Here is a 14,838-nt window from a genome sequence, read left to right on the forward strand (position 1 = left end):
CTTACTTCTTCGCAGGAAAATAATTCTCCTTCAAAATAATTTCCAACGGAATATATTGAATTCGTTCTGTTTCTTCCTGAAGAACCAATTTCTTATACAAATAATTAATTCCTAAGTATCCCTGTTCTTCGGGCCTTTGATTAATCAAGAAATCGATTATTCCTTTATTCAGATATTCAATGTTTTCATTCAATAAATCGAAACCAATAATTCTAACGCCTTTTACATCATTTTCTTCTAAAAATCGAGCCACGATATAAGCTCTCGAATTAGGTACAAAAACACTATTGATGTCTTTGAACATTTCTATACACAGCTGATCGATTCCAGAATCTTTAATAGTAATTTCAGAAAACTTAAAATTTGTAAGTTCGTCATGATCTTTAAAATAAGAATAGAATCCGTCAATTCGCTGAAGATAAACAGATGTACTTTCGATTTCTCTCGCTATTTTAAAAATCAAAACCTGTCTTTCGTTTTTTACCGCAAAACTGATCAGTCTTCCCGCCAAATAACCACTCTGAAAAGCATCCTGGCCCACATAAGCGTGCTGGTTTTCTTCAGAAATATTAGAATCAATCATCACAACAGGGATATTTTTCTCTTCGTATACTTTTAGAAACTGAACAGAATCTTCGTAAAAAATCGGTGCAAAAAGCAATCCGTCACATTCAAAATCGATAACTTTCTTAATCTCTTTCTGAAAAGATTCTTTATTGAAATCGTAGAAAAAATAATCCAATACAATTCCAAATTTCATGAATTCGGCCGCAGACTTTTTCCACACCAGAAATCTGGCTTTTCCAATATTCCAGATTTTCATATTTAGGCAAAAAAACCGCTATTCGAAACTTCTTATTCAATGCTAGATTACTTGCCAAAATATTTCTTTTATAACCATATTCTTCAATAATGGCATTGACTCTATCTACATTTTCCTGTGCAACCTGCCCGCGATTATGAATAATCCTGTCAACCGTTCCTGGCGACACATTAGCGAGTTCTGCAATTTTTTTAATTGTTATGATATTTCTGATATTTAGGTTAAAAAAATAGATTAGCCACGTAAAATTATTATTTTTTTATCAAATATAAGTTGTTTTACATCTCTTTTTATATACATTTGCAAAACACCGTGTGCGTACACGCAAAAATACACAAACCATAAAAACAACAATACAATTTATTTATTTTTTTAAGATTTAATTGTTGAAAAGCTCACAGTCAAATAATTAAAAACATAAAAATCAACTTATTAATATTAAGATCATTTATACTAAACATTAAAAGTAAAACTTTAAGTATAATCAAATCATAAGAAATACTGTTTCAATTGTTTAAATGAGCAGTAAATGCAATCATTGTCAAAAACATGACAAATAACACATAAAACATTAAAAACCAGTAAAATAAAATATTTTATTTAAATAAAAAATTAAATACTAATTATCAAAACAACCAAATAAAAAAATGATAGTAGATTCATTAAATAGCGCATCAAAATACTTCGGTCTTCATCCAAATTTCAAAACGGCTTTTGATTATGTGAATCAAAACGACATCAACAAACTTGAAGAAGGAGTTTTGGAAATTACAGAAGGACTAAAACTGATTGTAATTGCCGGTGAAGGAACAACCAAAGAACAAAGCATAAAAGGTTTTGAATGCCATGACAAAAACATCGACATTCAAATTGTGTTGAAAGGTCCAGAAACTTATGCATGGAAACCTAGAGAAAAATGTGTAAGTCCGAATGGCGATTATAGCGACGAGAAAGACGTTCGTTTTTTTCATGACCAACCAGATATGTTTTTTGAATTACAAGAAAAACAGTTTGCGATTTTATATCCAGAAGATGTTCACGCCGCAATGATTGGCGAAGGATCACTGAAAAAACTAGTTTTCAAAGTAAAAATTTAGTGATGAGCTCCATTCAAAATTCAATAGAAACTGTTGCAAAACAAGGCATGCTACCTTTGTATTTCAATACCGATGCAACAATCAGTATTGAAGTTCTTCGTGCTTTATACAACTCAGGAATCAGAGCGGTCGAATATACGAACCGAGGCTCGGAAGCTTTGGTGAATTTCAAGAAAATGGTCCAAATCAGAAATGCAGAAATGCCTGAAATGCTTTTAGGAATTGGAACGATAAAAAATAAATCGCAAGCTAAGGACTTTCACGAAGCAGGTGCTGATTTTTTTATCAGTCCTGGTTTTGTGCCAGAAGTTGCTGACTTCTTAAAAAGCAAAAACTCACTTTACGCTCCAGGATGTATGACGCCAACAGAAATCATTGTCGCGGAAAATACAGGCATCACTTTCATCAAACTTTTTCCTGGCAATGTACTTGGTCCAGAATTCATGAGCAGTATCAAAGATGTTTTTCCTGATTTGACTTTTATGGTAACTGGAGGCGTTGATACTACGCATGCCAATATTGAGAGTTGGTTTTCTGCAGGTGTATCGGCTGTTGGAATGGGAAGCAAACTCATTACTAAAAAGCGCATGGAAGAAGGTGATTATGCAACAATCGAAAATGAAACTAAAAAAGTGCTCGACATCATCGAAACTTTAAGAAAACAATAAATAACCATATGGATTCAATATTTAATTTAAAAGGAAAAATTGCACTTATAACAGGCGGTGCCGGCGTATTAGGAAGCAACTTTGCAAACGTTTTGGCAAAACAGGGCGTAATTGTCGGGATCGTTTCTCAATCACTTCAAAAAGCAGAAAATACAGTAAAAACAATCGAAGAAAACGGTGGTCAAGCTTTTGCCGTTCAAGCTAATGTTTTGAATAAAGAAGAAGTTGAAAAAATAAAAGATTTTATTGTTGAAAAATACGGCCGTCTAGATATTTTAATCAACGCCGCTGGAGGAAATATGCCAGGTGCAACAATTCAGCCGGATCAAGCGGTTTATGATATGAAAACGGAGGATTTACAACAAGTAATCGACCTAAATATCATTGGAACAATGTTGCCTTCACAGGTTTTTTCGGAGCTTTTTGCAAAACAGAAATCAGGAAACATCATTAATATTTCATCAGCATCCGCACAAAGACCTTTGACAAGAGTTGTGGGTTACTCGGCTTCAAAAGCGGCTATTGATAATTTCACACAATGGATGGCGGTTGAACTGGCTTCAAAATATGGCGAAGGAATTCGTGTAAATGCGATTTCGCCAGGATTTTTCATTGGCGAACAAAATCGCGCTTTGTTGCTTACTCCAGAAGGAAAACTGACTCCGAGAGGTGAAAAAATCATCGGACAAACTCCAATGGGACGCTTTGGAACACCTGAAGATATTGACGGCGCACTTTTATATTTATGTAGCGATATGTCAAAATTCGTTACAGGAACAGTATTAAAAGTTGATGGCGGTTTTGTTGCTACGAGTATTTAATTTTAAAGATAAAAAAATGGAACAAACATTACGCTGGTTCGGACCAAATGACCCTGTTTCTTTACAAGATATCAAACAAACCGGAGCGACCGGAATTGTAACTGCATTGCACCATATTCCAAATGGACAAGTTTGGAGTATTGAAGAAATCATTAAACGAAAAGTGGAGATCGAACACGAGGACGGCGACCCTAAAAAAGGGGCTTCTGGTTTGATTTGGTCGGTTGTAGAAAGTATTCCAGTTCATGAAGACATCAAAAAGCAAACCGGAAAATATCTGGAATACATTGAAAATTATAAAGAAAGCATTCGAAATTTAGCTTTATGCGGCATCAAATGCGTGTGTTATAATTTTATGCCTGTTTTAGATTGGTCAAGAACTGATTTGTCTTATACAGTTGAAGACGGCTCAAAAGCGCTTCGTTTTGATATTAATGCTTTTGTCGCTTTTGAATTATTCATTTTGAAAAGACCTGGCGCAGAAAACGAATATTCTGCAGAACAAATCCAAAAAGCTAAAAGTTATTTTGAAGCCATGACTGCTGAAGACAAAATCAAATTACAGCAAAATATTCTGGCTGGACTTCCGGGTGCTGAAGAAGCGTATACTGTTGAAGATTTCTTAGTGACTTTGAGCGCCTACAATCATATTGATAGACAAGCTTTAAAGAATAATCTTTTTCATTTTCTAAAAGAAATTATTCCGGTTGCCGAAAGCAAAGGTGTGTTGATGGCCATTCATCCTGATGATCCTCCCTACCCGATTTTAGGCTTGCCGAGAGTAGTTAGCACTGAAGAAGATTTGATCGAATTGATGAATGCGGCTCCTTCAAAATCAAACGGATTTACGATGTGTACAGGTTCGTACGGCGTTCGCGCTGATAATGATTTGCCGGGAATCGTAAGACGTCATGGCGATAAAATGAATTTTATTCACTTAAGAAGCACGCAACGCGACGAAGAAGGAAGTTTCTACGAAGCAAATCATCTTGAAGGCGATGTTGATATGTACGAAGTCGTAAAAGCAATTCTGGAAGTCGAAAAAAGAAATAACAGCAAATTGCCAATGCGTCCAGATCACGGACACCAAATGTTGGATGATTTGAAGAAAAAAACAAATCCTGGTTATTCTGCAATTGGCCGTTTGAGAGGTCTTGCAGAATTGCGAGGACTTGAATTGGGGATTAAACGATCCTTATAAATGGAGCCGCCACGAAGGCGCTAAGACTCGAAGTTTTTTAATCAAAAAAGCTTAAAAAATTTCACGCAGATTCGGCAGATTTTAGCTGATACTAGCAGATATATTAAAAAAATCTGCAAAAATCTGCCGAATCTGCGTGAAACAAAAAACAAATAATCTTTGTGCCTTAGTGCCTTCGTGGCAAATCGCGCAAAAAACTAACTAACCAAAACCACAAAAACCATGATTCGCCAAGCCATTATTATATCCTGTGGACTCTTTATGAACACAATATTGGCGCAGGAATTACCTAACATTATTACTTCTCCAAAAACAAATTATCTTCCAGATTTTAGTTATGCCGGCTATCATTTCGGCGAAAGCCAAATTCCTGAAGTTAACGGAAAAGTGATTAATGCAGTTGATTTTGGCGTAAAAGCAAACGACAATTTAGACGATTCAAAAGCACTTTTAAAAGCTTTTAAAGCCGCTAATGCTTTTGAAGGGACTGTGATTTTGCAGTTGCCTGCTGGACGAATTATCCTCAGCGAAATTCTTTATATCGAAAGAAGCAATTTTGTGCTTCGCGGTGCTGGTTCTGCAGAAAACGGAACTGAAATCTATTGCCCGAGACCGATGATGTACCTTAAAGATTCAGAGGCTTTGGCAGAACTTCGTGAATATCTTACGACTTTAGACAAAAGACAGCGCGAGCCAGAAAACAATATTGATTTGCCTTTTTCACAATATGCGTGGTCTGGAGGTTTTATCTGGACACAAATTCCGGGTGAGCGTGTGAAATCGTATTTGGACAAATATGAATCTGAACCTAATCCGTTGGCGAAAGTTAGTTCAGGAAAAATGGGTGAACATATCATTACTGTTTCAGATGTAAAAGGATTAAAAGTTGGTGATGTTGTCGAATTGCAACTATTTAATAAAGATGGTGAAAATGGCGAAATCATTAAAGATTTATACCAAGGAGCCAACGTAAAACCTGGTTCACATCATTGGAAATATCCTAAACTTCCAATTGTGAGACAACAAGTTGAAGTCACTAAAATATCTGGTTCAAAAATTACTTTAAAAACGCCTTTAACCATTTCAATCAAACCGAGTTATCAGGCACAATTGGTAGAATGGAAACATTTAAATGAAGTCGGAATTGAACATCTTCGTTTTACTTTTCCAGATATTCCACGTGTAGCACATCATGTTGAACCGGGAAATAATGGAATTTTCTTGACGCGTCTTTTCAACAGCTGGGTTAAAGATGTCAAAATAACAAATGCTGACAGCGGTATTTTGGCCGAAGAAGTAGCCAATACCACTATTCAGGATATTATTACCGATGGAACGCATTTGGCACACTATACTGTCACTTTAGGCGGTGTTCATAATATTTTGGTTAAGAACTTGAAAATCTACAATTCAGCGGTTCACCCTTTAAGTTTCAACACTTTTGCTACTAAAAATGTTTACCAAAACTGTGAGATTTTTAAAGATCCGGTTTTAGATCAGCATTCTGGAGCAAATCATCAAAATTTATTTGACAACATCACAGTTCATTTAAAAGCGGACAAAAACAATGGGTACGCAATATTTGGCGGTGGTGGCGCTGATTATTGGAAACCATCGCACGCGCCTTTTAGCACATTTTGGAATTTAAATGTTCTCGTCGAAAATCCAGATCTATCAAAACCTGTTTTATTGTATGGAATGAAAGATGGAGCTTTTGCAAGAATTATTGGTGTACATGGAAATACAAAATTTGAAATAAAATATGATGTTGATCCGTATATAGAATTTTTAAATAAGCCAATTGAAAAAATTCCATCATTATATGATTATCAATTAAGTAAACGCGTAAAATAGGGACAAAGGTTCAAAGGTACAAAGGCTCAGAGGTTTTTCTCTGTTGAAATTTTTGAACCGCACCTTTGAACCTTTGCACCTTTATATCTAACTCTAACCAAAAAATAAATACTATGAAATACACGAGCGTTTTTCTAGTTTTAGTTTTTATTTCAGGAAATTTGTTTTCCCAAAATAAATACCGTCTTAAAAATTTTTCAACCACAGACGGCCTTTCGCAAAACTCTGTTATTGCCATACATCAAGATAAATTTGGACAGATGTGGTTTGGTACACGTGACGGTCTCAATAAATACGACGGCGACCGATTCACTGTCTTTAGGAATGATGTTGCTAATAAAACTTCTATCAGTAATGACATTTTAGCTATTGAAGAAGATAATTCTGGAAAATTATGGATTGGAACTTATAATGGGCTAAACTGTTATGATCCTGTTAGCAATACTTTCAAGCGATACTTAACTGACAAAACGAATCATACGATAAATAGCAATACCATTTGGTGTATCAAGAAAATTGGAGATGAAATGTGGTTTGGAACTTCAAAAGGATTATCTATTTACAACAAAAAAACCGGACAGTTCACCTCTGCTGTTCATTCTGCTACCGATAATACATCAATTCCTAGCAATAATATTCTGAGTATTTTTAAAACCAAAAAAGGTAAGGTTTGGATTGGAACGACAAAAGGATTGTGTTTATATACAAGCAGAAAAAACGGGAAATTTTCTTTTAAAAATTATCCGTTAAATAATGTTGATGTATTGAATGTATCGGCAATTGCCGAAGATCGTTTCAATAATATCTGGGTTGGAACAAAAAACAAAGGGCTTTTAAAATTTAATCCCTCAACAAACAGCTTTGTTTCCTTTTTACCTGAGGAAAGACGTAAAGAAATCAACAATGAAATTCGTGCTTTGGCTATTGACCGAAAAGGTTCAATCTGGATTGGTGCCTATGACGGAATTTATATTTTAGGAGAAGACAAGAGTATTCAAAAAATAAACAATAACAATAGTTACAGCGTTAGCAATCATAATAGCGGAATCGAAAAAGTGAAATCAATTTTCATTGATAAAAAAGGTTCAGTTTGGATAGGCTGTTATTACAAAGGCGTTAATATGTGGGATATTTCGAGCGTAAATTTCTTCAATTACGATCAAAACTCGAAAAAGATTCCAATGAGTTATGATGTGGTAAGCTCTATTGTAGCCGACAAAAATCAAAATATTTATTTTGGAACCGAAGGTGGCGGCATTACCATTTACAATAAAAATACAGACGCTACGAGTTACCTTAACAATCAAGTTGGACAAACGCCTATAAATGATATTAAATCAATGTGTGTTGCTGAGAATAATATTTTGTGGATGGGAACTTTCTCAAAAGGAATTTCAGCTTATAATACGCTTACTAAAAGAATTGAAAGCGACAGAATTTCATCTAAATTGAAAGATTCAATAAAAGATGTTGGAGTTTATTCGATCAAAACAGAAGGAAACGGCATATTGTGGATGGGAACTTTTAGCAAAGGATTAGTACGCTATAATACTGTTTCAAAAGATTTTCAATTTATCAGAAATGATACCACCAAAGCAAATTATCTAACCAATAATTATGTTCGAACGGTATTTGTCGACAAACAAAAAAGGCTTTGGGTGGGAACTCTGAGTGGACTGAATCTTATTGGACTTAAAAATTTCCAATCTAATAAATATACTGTAAAACATTACTTTTATGATGATGTTTCTTTGTCTGGAGATGATATTCTGACGTTGTTTCAGGATTCTCATAATAAAATATGGGTAGGAACAAAAGCAAAAGGATTACATTATTTTGACGGAAAAAAATTCAACAGAATCAATCTGAAAATTGGAAATATGGTTGTTACCTCAATCCATTCTATTTTGGAAGATGCTGATAAAAATCTTTGGATTAGCGACAATCAGGGAATTATAAAATACAGCACAATACGAAAAACGGTAGTTAGTTATGATCAAAAAGATGGTATCGCAAATAATGAGTTCAATGATAATGCGGCTTTGAAACTAAATGGCGATACATTTTATTTTGGAAGTCCTTTTGGAGCAACTTATTTTGACTCCCGAAAAATTTCTAAAAATCTGTACGCTCCCCAAGTTTTGATTACTGATTTGAAAATCAAAAATAAAACAACAAATCCAAATGATTCTTTAGGCATTTTGGAAAAAAGTATCGGATATACCAAAACCATCACTTTGGATTATGACAAAGCCAATTTCACAATCAATTTTGCGATTCCGAATTACATTCGATCAAAGAAAAATCAGTATAGTTATCGTTTGACCGGACTAGAAAACAACTGGACGATAACCAAAAACAGTGAAGCCAATTTTGCTATTCAAAACCCAGGAACTTATATATTTGAGGTGCGAGGCGCAAATAATGACGGTGTTTGGAATAAAAATCCAACAACCTTGACTGTCATTGTAAATCCGGCTCCATGGCGCAAGCATTTGGGCATTTTTATTGTACGGAATTATAATCGGTTTAGGATTATACGGTTTGATTTGGATCATGAAATCAAAAGCCAGACTGAAACAAAAACTGGAATTGGAATATCTGGAAACACAGCGAATTGAAGAAAACAACAAATTAAAATTAGATTTCTTCACGAATATTTCGCATGAATTCAGAACGCCTTTGACTTTGATTTTAGGGCCTTTACAACAAATTTTGGCCGATTATAACGGAACCAACGAAATGTACAAAAAGCTTTTGGTTATAGAAGGAAGCGCCAATCATCTTTTGAGTTTGATTAACCGTTTAATGGATTTCAGAAAATTGGAAAATCACCAAGTCACATTGGAATCGGCGAACGGAAATATCGTCAAATTCACAAAAGAAATCTTTCTCTCTTTTATCGAATACGCCAAAGACGGAGGCTATGATTATACGTTTGAAGCTGAAAACGAAGAAATGTTGGTATATTTTGACCGATACAAACTCGAACGTGTTTTCTATAATTTGATTTCGAATGCTTTTAGATATACTCCAAAAGGCGGTTCTATCAACATTAAAATCAATCAAGATCAGCAACATCTTTTTATTGCCGTTGAAGATTCAGGAGTTGGAATTTCAGAGGAACATATCGACAAAATTTTCGACTTGTTTTTTGAAGTTCCGACGCATAATCAAGTTCAGAAAAACTACAATAAAGGAACCGGAATTGGACTTTCGATTGTTAAAAACATTGTTGAGCTTCACAAAGGAAAAATCGATGTTACAAACAAACCAACTGGCGGTGTAATTTTTAAAGTGACGTTGCCACTTGGACGCGAACATCTTTTGGACAACGAAATTATTTCAGATTTTAAAATCAGTGACGATATAGAACAATACAATGCCCAGCTTGAATCTTCTGAAATTATCGAAAATGAAGACATTGAAGATTTAATTGTAAACGAAGAAAAGCAAACGATCTTAATAGTTGAAGATCATAAGGTTTTGAGAAAGTTCATGAAAAACTTGCTCAAAAAGGACTATAATATTATTGAAGCCGAAAATGGCAAAATTGCTCTAGAAAAGGCATTAAAATTTGTTCCGAATTTGATTATCAGCGACGTTATCATGCCTGAAATGGTAGGAACTGAATTGTGTTCGAAAATCAAAGAGAATCTTAAAACCAGCCATATTCCCGTTATTTTATTGACTTCCAGATCTTCATTGGTTTACAAATTTGAAGGATTGGAAAGCGGTGCCGACGATTATATCAGCAAACCATTCAATCTAATGGAATTCAAGCTTCGCGTCAAAAATCTTTTAAATACGACGGAACGTCTCAGAATTAAATTTTCAAGCGAAGACAGTTTTATTCCATCAGAAATTACGGTTTCTTCTTTAGACGAAGAACTTTTGAAAAAAGCATTCAAAATTGTCGAAGAAAATATTTCGAACGAACAATTCGATATTCCGTTTTTCTGTACCGAATTAGGTGTCAGCAGAACCATGCTGTTTTTAAAAATAAAAGCCTGGACAAATTGCACACCAAACGAATTTATTCATGAAATACGATTAAAGCGTGCTTAGCGCAATTATTAGAACAAGATAAGCTAACAATATCTGAAATCAGTTATAAAGTTGGCTTCAACAATCCAAAATATTTCAGCAAATGCTTCCAGAAAAAGTATGGTGAAACACCGTCACAATATGCTGACAAATTTTACAAATCTTCAGTGGTAATTTAACAATCCTAGTGTTTTAAGGGCTTAAAAAAGGGTATCTGTATTTTTAGATACCCTTTTTTGTATTTCTATATCGTTTTCGGCTTCTACATTTGCGATATGAAAATCAAAAAACCAAACTATTTGTTGCTACAACTTTTATTTGCCGCAATTATAATCGGAATGAGTTTGTTGCTTTTCTATTTTATCTAACACTAACCTTAAAACCAAAAAATGAATATTTTCCAACAAAAAAGTCAAAATCCTTTTAAATGATGTGTTTTTGATATGTGTTTTTTTGACACAAAGAAACGCAAGAGCATAGATAGTTTAATTACATTTAGTAAAAAAATAGAAATGATTCCAAACCCAAATTTAGAGCCAAGCAGTTTTGGTTTTTAAAAAAAGATTAATTAGTAGTATGAATAAAGTTAGTTTCATTTCTTTAATTCTAGGGTTTGCATCGCTGACAATAGGGTGCAAATCCGGAATTAATTCTCAAAAAATAACTGTTTCTCCAGCGACAGAAAAACTGCTGGAAACACGCTACAAAATGTTGCTCGATTATCCAGTCGATTCTTTATCGATGCCTCGAAGCATAAACATTACAACTAATGAGATTCACAAAGTGCCATCAAGAGACTGGACAAGCGGTTTTTTTGCTGGAAATCTTTGGCAATTGTACCGACTTACAGGCGATAATAAATTCAAAGAACAAGCCCAAAAATGGACGCCTTTCAGCAAGAAGGAAAGTGTCAACCGCAATTCGCATGACGTAGGTTTTAAAGTGTATTGCAGTTTTGGAGAAGCTTTAAAAGTAGAACACAAAAAAGAATTCGAAGCCGTTATTATTAAAGGTGCCGAAACTTTGTGTACGAGATTCAACCCAACAGTAGGCTCAATCCGTTCGTGGGATTTCAATAAAGAAATATGGGATTTTCCAGTAATCATTGATAATATGATGAATTTGGAATTGCTTTTTGAAGCTTCAAAAATATCAGGAAATCCAAAATATCGCGATATAGCGATCAAACATGCGAATACGACTTTAAAAAATCAATTTAGAGAAGACCACAGCTGTTATCATGTTATCGATTATGATCCAAAAACGGGAAATGTCAGAAAAAAACAACACTTCAAGGATATAATGATGATTCGGTGTGGGCGCGCGGTCAAGGTTGGGCAGTTTACGGATTTACGATGTGTTATAGATATACAAAAGATCCAGCTTATTTAAAGCAAGCCGAAGCTACAGTCGATTTTTTTATGACCAATAAAAACCTGCCAGAAGATGGAATTCCGTATTGGGATTTCAAGGATCCAAGTATTCCAAATTCGGCCCGAGATGTTTCAGCCGCAATGGTTATGGCATCTGGATTATATGAATTGTACGGTTATACAAAAAATGAAAAATATTTGGCTTTCGCCGATAAGATAATGACGTCAGTACAAACTGAAAAATATATTCTGAATGCCAATATCAAAGCGCCTTTTATTCTTGATCACAGCACAGGAAACTGGCCAAAACACGATGAAATTGACGAACCTATAATCTATGCCGATTATTATTTTCTTGAAGCATTATTACGAAGAAAGTAACAAAGTAGCAAAGTGACATAGAAACAAAGGCTAAAAACCTTTGCCGCTTTGTAACTCTGTCACTTTGAACCTAAAAAAGCTTTACAATCTATGAACTATCAACCAAAACACCACAATACACTTTTACTTTTTACGCTTTTTGTTTTTTTTCAGATTTGTCTGAGCGACAGTTTTGCTCAGACGAAGCTGAATATTAATGACAATTGGCTTTATTTAGAAAATCATACTTCAAACCTCAGCGAAGCTCAAAAAAATCAAAATTGGGTTTCTTTAAACTTACCACATACCTGGAACGCCGAAGACGCAACCGACTTATATCCTGGCTACAGACGCGACGCAAGCTGGTACCAAAAGAAACTCACTATTTCTCAAATCGATAAAAATAAAATCTATTCTTTATATTTTGAGGGCTCAAACATCACTACAAAAGTATATGTAAACGGTAAAGAAGCTGGATCGCATATTGGTGGTTATATTGGTTTTTCAATTGACATTACGAACCTTATTAAAGAAGGAAATAATGATATTTTTGTTCGTGTTGACAACAGTTATGATATCGAAATTATTCCATCTCAAAAAAGTGATTTCTTTATTTACGGCGGAATTACTCGCGATGTTTGGTTCGTTTCGAAATACAAAAGTCACATCGAAAATTTAAAAATTACGACTCCAGAAGTTTCAGCTAAAAAAGCTTCAGTACAAATTGTTTCATCAATTGCAAATCCTGAGAATTCAAAAGAGTTGTCATTAACTGTAACTTTAAAAACTCCAAAAGGAAAAAAGTCGCTAGCAAAACAATTCCAGTTTCGGATAAAACCTCAACTATAACTTTCGAAAACATCAAAAATCCTGAACTTTGGGATACAGATAATCCAAATTTGTATAAACTTACCGCTTCATTATCTGAAAAAAATCAAATAAAAGATAGCATTACTGAAAAAGTAGGATTCAGATGGTTTGAATTTAAAGATCACGGACCTTTTTATTTGAATGGAAAACGACTTCTTATTCGCGGCACGCATCGTCACGAAGAACAAGCAGGTGTTGGTGCTCGCAATGACAAATGCGCAACATTGGGCAGATATGAAATCGATCAAAGAAATGGGTGCAAATTTCGTTCGTTTAGCGCATTATCCACAAGATCCTGAAGTTTACAAAGCTTGTGACGAATTAGGATTATTGGTTTGGGATGAATTGCCTTGGTGTCGTGGCGGAATTGGAAACGAGGTTTGGAAAATGAATGCCAAAAACATGCTTACAGAAATTATCAATCAAAATTATAATCATCCTAGTATTATAATTTGGTCATTAGGGAATGAAATAAACTGGCTTCCAGATTTTCCTGACGGAGATAACCCAGAAAAAACAAATACGTTTTTAACCGAATTAAATGATATTGCGCACAAACTTGATCCAACGAGAAAAACGGCTATCAGAAAATATTATGAAGGCTCTCATATTGTTGATGTCTTCTCCCCTTCTATCTGGTCAGGCTGGTATTCTGGAAGTTATAAAAGCTATCAAAAAGCAATTGACGTTTACAAAAAAGAATACAGCCATTTTATTCATGCTGAATATGGTGGAGACAGTCATGTAGGCCGTCATAGCGAAAACCCAATTACAGGCGAAAATGTAATAAAAGCTGAAGGTTGGGAAGAAGCAATAGTACAAACTAAAGTGGCCAATATTGCACAAATTGGTGACTGGAGCGAAAATTACATCGTTGATTTGTTTGACTGGCATTTGCATATATCCGAGAATGACCCAACTTTTGTGGGAAATATTCAATGGGCATTCAAGGATTTTGCAACGCCGTTGCGTCCGGAAGATGATATTCCGTATATGAATCAAAAAGGATTGACAGACCGAAATGGAATTCCGAAAGACGCGTATTATGTTTTTAAAAGCTATTGGGCAAAAGAACCTTTTGCATACATTGAATCGCATACTTGGACAGAGCGTCAAGGTCCTGAAAATACGCCAAGAACAATCAGCGTTTTCAGTAATTGCGAAAAAGTGACTTTTTTCCATAACGGAAAATCATTAGGCGAAAAACAACGCAATATTGCGCTTTATCCTGCAAATGGCTTGACTTGGGATGTCAATTTTACAAAAGGAGAAAATATTTTGGTTGCAGTTGGAAAAACTAAAGAAGGAAAAACAGTTTCTGATACTTTGAAAGTTAATTATCGTTTTAAGAAAAATGAAGCCGCAACGTCACTTCAATTGTCCTTTGAGAAATTAAAAAATGGCAATTATTTGGTCACAGCAATGGCGATCGACAACAATAATTTGCGTTGTTTGGATTATGAAGAAAGTGTTTATTTCCAATGCATCAAAGGCGGAAAAACGTTAAGAAATCAAGGAACTCCAACGGGAAGCGAATCTATTAAAATGGCCAACGGAAAAGCTTCGATCGAAGTAATTCCTGACGATTCAAATACCCCAATTGAAATGACCGCTTTGAATCAAAGTTTTAAGGGGGAATATTTGAAGATTCCTGTTAATTAAGTTTAACTGCAAAGAGCGCAAAGTTCTACGCTAAGTTCGCAAAGATTGTAATTAACTTTGCG

The 14,838-nt window shown here is 34.7% G+C and carries 15 protein-coding genes; 13 read left to right on the forward strand and 2 right to left on the reverse strand.

The genetic code is table 11. The features are described 5' to 3' along the window. Position 1: 1 nt before the first annotated feature. Together ACQ9BO_RS18620 and ACQ9BO_RS18625 are read right to left on the reverse strand one after the other, a co-directional pair. Entirely contained in the window at positions 2 to 760 is a 759-nt protein-coding gene (locus ACQ9BO_RS18620) for a substrate-binding domain-containing protein (protein ID WP_431241949.1), read from the reverse strand. Then, positions 714 to 992, reverse strand: coding sequence for a LacI family DNA-binding transcriptional regulator (locus ACQ9BO_RS18625; RefSeq protein WP_431241950.1), 279 nt, complete (start codon positions 990 to 992; stop codon positions 714 to 716). Before ACQ9BO_RS18625 ends, ACQ9BO_RS18620 begins: the two co-directional genes overlap by 47 nt. Before the next feature lie 478 nt (positions 993 to 1,470). Between ACQ9BO_RS18625 and ACQ9BO_RS18630 the strand changes: the two genes are divergently transcribed. The 13 genes from ACQ9BO_RS18630 to ACQ9BO_RS18690 all read left to right on the forward strand — a co-directional run bounded on the left by ACQ9BO_RS18630 (position 1,471) and on the right by ACQ9BO_RS18690 (position 14,776). Then, positions 1,471 to 1,920: a YhcH/YjgK/YiaL family protein gene (locus ACQ9BO_RS18630; RefSeq protein WP_431241951.1), complete on the forward strand. Its 450-nt coding sequence runs from the start codon at positions 1,471 to 1,473 to the stop codon at positions 1,918 to 1,920. Positions 1,921 to 1,922: 2 nt separating this feature from the next. Beyond that, positions 1,923 to 2,588, forward strand: coding sequence for a bifunctional 4-hydroxy-2-oxoglutarate aldolase/2-dehydro-3-deoxy-phosphogluconate aldolase (locus ACQ9BO_RS18635; RefSeq protein WP_431241952.1), 666 nt, complete (start codon positions 1,923 to 1,925; stop codon positions 2,586 to 2,588). 8 nt (positions 2,589 to 2,596) lie between these two features. Next, a complete protein-coding gene (locus ACQ9BO_RS18640) occupies positions 2,597 to 3,409 on the forward strand; it encodes an SDR family oxidoreductase (protein WP_431241953.1) in 813 nt (270 codons plus the stop codon). A 16-nt stretch (positions 3,410 to 3,425) separates the two neighbouring features. After that, positions 3,426 to 4,610: a mannonate dehydratase gene (gene uxuA / locus ACQ9BO_RS18645; protein ID WP_431241954.1), complete on the forward strand. Its 1,185-nt coding sequence runs from the start codon at positions 3,426 to 3,428 to the stop codon at positions 4,608 to 4,610. A gap of 261 nt (positions 4,611 to 4,871) precedes the next feature. Then, positions 4,872 to 6,464, forward strand: a complete 1,593-nt coding sequence (locus tag ACQ9BO_RS18650; protein WP_431241955.1) for a hypothetical protein — start codon at positions 4,872 to 4,874, stop codon at positions 6,462 to 6,464. 113 nt (positions 6,465 to 6,577) lie between these two features. Further along, complete coding sequence (locus tag ACQ9BO_RS18655) at positions 6,578 to 9,085, forward strand: ligand-binding sensor domain-containing protein (RefSeq protein ID WP_431241956.1); 2,508 nt, start codon at positions 6,578 to 6,580, stop codon at positions 9,083 to 9,085. Next, positions 9,021 to 10,532 (forward strand): ATP-binding response regulator, encoded by a 1,512-nt coding sequence (locus ACQ9BO_RS18660; protein ID WP_431241957.1) that lies wholly within the window; start codon positions 9,021 to 9,023, stop codon positions 10,530 to 10,532. Before ACQ9BO_RS18655 ends, ACQ9BO_RS18660 begins: the two co-directional genes overlap by 65 nt. Beyond that, on the forward strand, positions 10,517 to 10,690 hold the full coding sequence (locus ACQ9BO_RS18665) for a helix-turn-helix domain-containing protein (protein WP_431245157.1): 174 nt from the start codon (positions 10,517 to 10,519) through the stop codon (positions 10,688 to 10,690). Before ACQ9BO_RS18660 ends, ACQ9BO_RS18665 begins: the two co-directional genes overlap by 16 nt. A gap of 397 nt (positions 10,691 to 11,087) precedes the next feature. Next, positions 11,088 to 11,903 (forward strand): glycoside hydrolase family 88 protein, encoded by an 816-nt coding sequence (locus tag ACQ9BO_RS18670; RefSeq protein WP_431241958.1) that lies wholly within the window; start codon positions 11,088 to 11,090, stop codon positions 11,901 to 11,903. Then, entirely contained in the window at positions 11,867 to 12,265 is a 399-nt protein-coding gene (locus ACQ9BO_RS18675; RefSeq protein ID WP_431241959.1) for a hypothetical protein, read from the forward strand. The genes ACQ9BO_RS18670 and ACQ9BO_RS18675 overlap by 37 nt, the downstream gene beginning before the upstream one ends. Positions 12,266 to 12,355: 90 nt before the next feature. Further along, entirely contained in the window at positions 12,356 to 13,093 is a 738-nt protein-coding gene (locus ACQ9BO_RS18680; RefSeq protein WP_431241960.1) for a sugar-binding domain-containing protein, read from the forward strand. Further along, entirely contained in the window at positions 13,063 to 13,413 is a 351-nt protein-coding gene (locus tag ACQ9BO_RS18685) for a hypothetical protein (protein ID WP_431245158.1), read from the forward strand. Before ACQ9BO_RS18680 ends, ACQ9BO_RS18685 begins: the two co-directional genes overlap by 31 nt. Beyond that, complete coding sequence (locus ACQ9BO_RS18690) at positions 13,349 to 14,776, forward strand: glycoside hydrolase family 2 TIM barrel-domain containing protein (protein ID WP_431241961.1); 1,428 nt, start codon at positions 13,349 to 13,351, stop codon at positions 14,774 to 14,776. The genes ACQ9BO_RS18685 and ACQ9BO_RS18690 overlap by 65 nt, the downstream gene beginning before the upstream one ends. The last annotated feature ends 62 nt before the right edge of the window (positions 14,777 to 14,838 follow it).

The organism is Flavobacterium sp. P21 (assembly GCF_050632225.1).
Taxonomy (GTDB): domain Bacteria; phylum Bacteroidota; class Bacteroidia; order Flavobacteriales; family Flavobacteriaceae; genus Flavobacterium.